The 2,092-nt window shown below is 36.4% G+C and carries 1 rRNA gene; it reads right to left on the bottom strand.

Annotated elements, in window-relative coordinates:
* Positions 1 to 1,865: 1,865 nt before the first annotated feature.
* Positions 1,866 to 1,980 (bottom strand): 5S ribosomal RNA (gene rrf / locus NEOC65_RS01500).
* Positions 1,981 to 2,092 lie beyond the last annotated feature (112 nt).

A 2,092-nucleotide genomic window follows, 5' to 3' on the forward strand; every position in this document is an offset into this window, starting at 1 on the left:
GAAGAAACACTGGGTTCTTTGATCCTTGTAAAAGCTTTACGTGTGATGGCCAGTAAACCTGCAGCACAAAGGTATTTTTTCTCTTTCGCCCACATTCCCCTAACTAACCTCACCTAATGGTTTACAAAAAAAAATTTCTTTTTTAGTTTATCACAGAGGGAATTTTTTTCAGCGGGAATCGCTGATTTTTATCCTTTCTTTTTCTTGTTTATCTTCTAAGATTTTCATCCCTTTTCCTTTCCAAAAAATTCAACTTTATTAGAATTTGAACGCAGGCACATAATAACTCCTATCAAGCTAACGATGCCGCTAAATAAAACGATCCCAGCTGTCGCCCATTCTAGAAGCTTAATAATCTACAAAAAAAAGTTGCTAAAAAATTATTTGTTTTATGCAAGGCTACCAGCACTCATGGCCGGTGAAGTGACCTTTTAGATAAAGGCAGAGATAGACTTTCCAACTAAAAACTACAGGTTTAGCCTTTAAAAAAGCTATTTTAGATTTTCTAGCAATCTAACATTTTGATGCCACTTTGCTGTATTTCATTCGCTAAGGTTAGCTACTAAGCACAAGTTAGATGCCATGCTTAAAGCTGCCCAGGCTTTTTCTATTGCATGGAATTATATAGATCTCCAGAAAAAATTCGATCGGCTTTAAAAGTTGGCAGTAAAACTTTTGTCGCTTCATTTCGGCTACCTTTGCATTTAAGTCTATGGCCATTCTTTTTGAATATAATGTCGCTTAAGATAACTCCTCTACTGCCAAGTAAGCTAACTGATTTGTTTTGCTTACGCTTCCGGTTTGTTTTTAAAGAGCTTGTTTGGACTGCCACATGCAGGGATGGCAAATAGGCAAGTTCAGCCCTATTACTCGAAGCTTTACTTTAACTTTAAAGATCGTTAAATCTTCAATCACCTAAAATTAAGCGATGAATCTTCTGCTTAGCTAGCGATTATAAAATGAGGCGACCTTTTAAGGCCTTTAAAAGCCTAAGCAATTACTTATTCTGGTTATACCCGCATTCTTTCATTAGTGGCTCCCTAGCGCCCATTCATGTCATTTTTAAGCTAGGGCCCTGCTGGAGAGTAATCAAAGCTTTGATAAAGCTTATAAGACGAAATAAGTAAGCTTTGATCTTAGCAACAAAGCGTTGGATTAAATAACCTCTTCATAATAAAACCCTCACTTCTTAAAGGGGAATAAAACCAGCTTAGTTTTTTCTCAGTTTAGCACACATTTCTAAATGGTAATAAGCACATCTGCTTGCTACCCATTGTCCTCAGAAGATTAAAAGTTGAAAATGCTAAGATAAGTTTAATCTGTGGCCAAAAATGTCTTATTTAGTTCTGCCGTATGGACAGCCAAGCAACAATGCCAACAGCTGCTAAGTAATGCCTAGCAAGGTAGGCCATAGTGCTAGAAAGCGAGAGCTGATAGCTAATTTTGAAGAAGGTAGGCCAAATTCTCTATCTTATTAATATACAGAAAAATGCTCTAGCCTATTTTAGTAAGAGTTTATTCTTGCTTTTCCTTGAAAAGCTGTAGCTGATTGAGTAAAATTAAGATTTTAAACGTTGAAAAGAGTGGGGATAATTTGGCAAAAGTATGTAAGCCTTGCTCGCTTGCCATCTAAAATGACTTAAAATTCTTATAGCTCATCTATTTCTTTTCTCTGTTATTTCTCGTTAAGAGAAGAAAATCTAACTCTTTAAATGGAATTTTCCAAGTATAGTGCTATACAGAGAGAGAGCGCAATAAATTTATTGAAATATCAAATAGTGAAGAAAAAGGTATGAGCGAGGTAAGATAAAGTGATAGGAAAGGAGAAAAGCTTATAGCAGCGCGAGTTGAATAAAGAAAAAAAAGCTTGGCGGCGACCTACTCTCCCACACTCTTGTGTGCAGTACCATCGGCGATAAGAGGCTTGACTTCTGAGTTCGGTATGGGATCAGGTATTTCCCTCTCTCTATTGCCACCAAGCAAAATTGGTTTGACTTTTAAAAGCTAGGCAAATGATTAGTTAAGAAATCGTATCAGTTTTTAGCTTTAACGCTTCACACACATAAATCAACGCTTGAATTTCTCTTTCTTA

Source organism: Neochlamydia sp. AcF65, assembly GCF_018342435.1.
Lineage (GTDB): Bacteria > Chlamydiota > Chlamydiia > Chlamydiales > Parachlamydiaceae > Neochlamydia.